We start from the raw sequence: 3,912 nt of genomic DNA on the forward strand, positions 1-3,912 counted from the left end.
AGCCGGGCAAAGCAACGCCGTACCATTCTTATTTTAAATGACTATACTTGTACTGTCTGCGGCGCGCCGCCTTGTATCAGAATTTCATTTCTCCGACTATAATAGCGTAAAAACCGCACCGTTCAGAAAAAACAATCGCAAAACCGCTTCAGACAGGCATAATTTGCACTATAATAAATCCGAGAAACATTCCTTAACGCAATTTTCAGGAGAAGTCAGAATGCGCATTCTATTAACCGGCTCAAAAGGCCAACTTGCCCGTTGTTTCCGCGACCGCCTGCCCGAAAGCTGGGAACTGATTGCCACGGATTCCGCTTCTTTGGACATCAGCGACCCCGATGCCGTCAAGCAGATGGTGCACAATTTCCAGCCGGACGCCATCGTCAATGCCGCCGCCTTTACCGCCGTGGATAAAGCCGAAACCGAAAGCGATGCCGCATTCGCCGTCAACGCCGCCGCAGTACGCAATCTGGCCGCCGCCGCCCGCGAAGTGCACGCACGTTTTGTGCACGTTTCCACCGATTATGTGTTCGACGGCAGCGCCAAAGTGCCTTACCGCGAAAGCGACTGCCCCAACCCGCAAAGCATCTACGGCAAATCCAAGCTGGCCGGCGAGCTGCTGGCGCTGGATGCCAACCCCGAGAGCATCATCGTCCGCACCGCCTGGCTGTTTAGCGAATACGGCAACAACTTCGTCAAAACCATGATGCGCCTGGCGGGCGAGCGCGACAGCCTTTCCGTTGTTGCCGACCAATACGGCTGCCCCACTTACGCCGGCGACCTGGCCGATGCCGTCATCGCCCTGCTGCAACGCGCTTCGGCACGCGGCATTTTCCACTACGGCGGCAACAAATCGGTCAGCTGGTTTGAATTCACCCAAGCCATCTTCCAAACCGCTGCCGCCCAAATCGACGGCTTCAAAGCTCCCGAGCTGAAAGCCATCGCCAGCAGCGAATACCCGATGCCGACACCCCGCCCCGCTTACAGCGTATTGGACTGCCGCCGCATCGAAGCCGAATCTGGTGTTAAAGCATCCGACTGGCGCAAAGCCCTGAGCGAAATCCTCGGCAAGCTGGACTGATTTGCCCGCTTGATGCCCGAAAAAATACGCAGGCCGTCTGAAAATCATGCAGACGCCTGCGTATTTTGCCGTTTATGTTTGCCGCATGATATAAAACCGCCCGGCAACGCCACCCAATTACACAAGACAACAGCAATTTACCTTCGCACCCTTTTCATCCGCCGCCAAAACCCGTATGATATGCTGCATAACATCTCACAATAAACGGCGGAAACACTATTTAAAAAAGCAATGCCGCCATCCATACACAATAAGAAGAGAAAGGAAATCCGATGCAACACCGCAGACGACTGGCCATTTTCCAGGCCGCCAAACGCGCAACCTTCAGCGGCAAAACCGCTGCACCGGCGCAAGATAAACGCTGATACCGTGCCCCGCTCAGGGGCATTTCCTTATCCGACAAATCAAAAAGCCGTCTGAAAATCAAGGATTTTCAGACGGCTTTTTGATTTTTAATCTTTCAAACAATCAAATATTACACAGGTAATCCATGCCCGAGTTACAGCCATAAAAGCCCAATCCGCACCTGAGGCAGACCATTCGCGGCAGGCAAGCCCGATTAATGCTGTACGGTAATGCCCGCAGTCACCGAAGCCTGCATCTGGTTGGCGCTCAAAAATGAAGAGGCCAGCTCGCTGCAGCAGCCGCAGCAGGTAGCCACACCCAGCTGGTTTTGCAGATCGTTCATAGTGGAAGCACCCGCAGCGATGCTTTCTTTGATGTCGCGGTCGGTTACGGCGTTACAGATGCATACAAACATGATGTGCTCCAATATCTCTTGCTTCTCTTACCCAAAGACAAATGAGAGTGACTTACATTCTTTTATCCAAATATAAATAAAAACAGTTTGCATTGCAAGCGCCTGTCTGCTGATTTTTATTGAGTTTTTTCTATTCCGATTTTATTTCCGATTAAATCTATCAACCATTATCAAAACCACGCCCAGCCGCGCCCGCCCATACTGCAACCGCCAAGCCATATACCCTACCTGCCGCCCCTTGCCCCGCGCAGCCGCAAGCCCTATACTGACCGCCTGTTCAGCACCACTTTCGGAGCAAATCATGCCCACCCTCCGACACCAACCCGAAATCTCCGCCTTTATCCTGACCGACCACAACAAAGAAGCCGGCCGGCTGGATTACCGCCTGGCCGACAATGTGATGAATATCGTGCATACCGAAGTCAATCCCGCCTATCAGGGGCAAGGACTGGCACGGAAACTGGTTGAGGCCGCTTTGGCCGAAGCAGACGCACAAGGCTTGGACATCCGCGCCGACTGCGACTACGCCCGCAGCGTTTTGGCACGCGCAGGCCGTCTGAAAAGCTGATACCTTCTGCTGGATTTTTCGTAACCGGCCGATTGGAATTGATGCAAAAAAGCCGTCTGAAAAACGCTGTTTTCAAACGGCTTTGGATATTTCTTTATATACAGGCAATGCCTGTCTTTATCTGACTGAAGAAAAGGAAACCGGGCAGGGCTCCCCACACCTGCACACGATCGAAGGGCTTTCGCCCCGCCTGCGATCTGGGAGATTCATCGCTTTTCTAGTTTCCTTCAGTAAGATAATACCATGATTGACAAACAAATAGACAGCAAAGATACTGAGATGGCGATAATCGAATATCTGCCTCAACAAAAACAAATGGTTTTACAACCGTTTCGCAAGATAAGCTAAGATGAAATCAATAATTTTGCCGGAGCAGAAAGAAATCGTGAAAGCCGCTGGGCAGGACTGCCGCTCCCCTGCACACGCTCTCGGTCACCCTTTCGGGTAGGCTGCGGTAGGCAGATTCACCGCTTTTCCGGCAGCTGTCACGATGGGTCATCATACCATAATGAAATTTAGACCACCAATATTTTCGCAGCCCAAACCCAATCGGATACCTGTTGTAAAGTAAGGCCGTTAAGCCAGGCTCCCCACACTGGCACACGCTCTCAAGCACCGTTTCCGGTAGGCTGCGGTCGGGAGATTATCACCGCTTTTTTAACGGCCTCATTGAAATCATACCATGATAGCAGACTATATAGACAATATTTTTATCAGCACAAACCAAATCAAACACCTGCTGCTGCGTAACGGCAAAGAAAAAGAATTTGGCCGGCTGCTGCCGGCCAAAGAGAACGTATTAAGGCAGACACTAGGCAAGGCTCGAACTCACTTGCACACGCTCTCGGTCACCCTTACGGGTAGGCTGCGGTATCGAGATTATCACCGCTTTTCTAGTGTCCTCAAAAAAATCATACCATGATTAAAGCGCAAACAAGCAATATTTTCACACTCCCCAAACCGATATACGCAAAACACAAGCCGTCTGAATATTCAGACGGCTTGTGTTTTAATCACCATACCAATCCGACAAGCGCCATACGGCGAAAGCGGCCAGCAGCGCGCACAGCATAAAAATCAGGCTGGAAATGCCGTGCCATACGCCGAACGAGCCGCCGGCCAGCGACAGCAGCCAGTTGGCCGTCTGCGTTTTATGCGCTTCAATCACCGGTGTAATCAGAAATTGGTTCACCGCCAGCAGCAGCCATACGGCGGCGGCGGATTTAAATGCGGGCATCGTCCGGCCGCGTGCCGTCGATTTCTGCACCGCCAACACCAGCAGCCAAACCGCCAGCCCCGCGTAAGACACAAAGGCAAACAGTTCGCCCGCAATCGCGCCGGCCTGCAGCTTGGGCAGCGTTTTAAACAGCACCGGCGCGGCCACATAGCCGAACGCGAGCTGCATACCCAGCCATACGGCGGCCAGCACCGCCGCCATTCTCTTTATCTGCATATTTGTCTTCCTGTTCCGAGTATTGCCTGCGCCGCCAATGCGGAAAATTA

Annotated in this window: 4 protein-coding genes; 2 read left to right on the forward strand and 2 right to left on the reverse strand. The window is 52.4% G+C overall.

The genetic code is table 11. The features are described 5' to 3' along the window. The first annotated feature begins 220 nt into the window (after positions 1–220). A complete protein-coding gene (gene rfbD, locus BDE01S_RS08940; protein ID WP_066080435.1) occupies positions 221–1,081 on the forward strand; it encodes a dTDP-4-dehydrorhamnose reductase in 861 nt (286 codons plus the stop codon). Between the two features lie 559 nt (positions 1,082–1,640). Here rfbD and BDE01S_RS08945 read toward each other — a convergent pair. Further along, positions 1,641–1,841, reverse strand: coding sequence for a (2Fe-2S)-binding protein (locus BDE01S_RS08945; RefSeq protein ID WP_066080436.1), 201 nt, complete (start codon positions 1,839–1,841; stop codon positions 1,641–1,643). Between the two features lie 301 nt (positions 1,842–2,142). On the opposite strand from BDE01S_RS08945, the gene BDE01S_RS08950 reads away from it, so the two are divergent. Then, the gene (locus BDE01S_RS08950; protein WP_066080439.1) at positions 2,143–2,409 is read left to right on the forward strand and encodes a GNAT family N-acetyltransferase; all 267 of its coding nucleotides are present in this window, start codon (positions 2,143–2,145) and stop codon (positions 2,407–2,409) included. A 1,009-nt stretch (positions 2,410–3,418) separates the two neighbouring features. Here BDE01S_RS08950 and BDE01S_RS08960 read toward each other — a convergent pair. Next, the gene (locus BDE01S_RS08960; RefSeq protein ID WP_082790455.1) at positions 3,419–3,862 is read right to left on the reverse strand and encodes a DUF4149 domain-containing protein; all 444 of its coding nucleotides are present in this window, start codon (positions 3,860–3,862) and stop codon (positions 3,419–3,421) included. Positions 3,863–3,912: the final 50 nt, after the last annotated feature.

Source organism: Bergeriella denitrificans NBRC 102155 (assembly GCF_001592185.1).
In the GTDB taxonomy this organism is placed as follows: domain Bacteria; phylum Pseudomonadota; class Gammaproteobacteria; order Burkholderiales; family Neisseriaceae; genus Neisseria; species Neisseria denitrificans.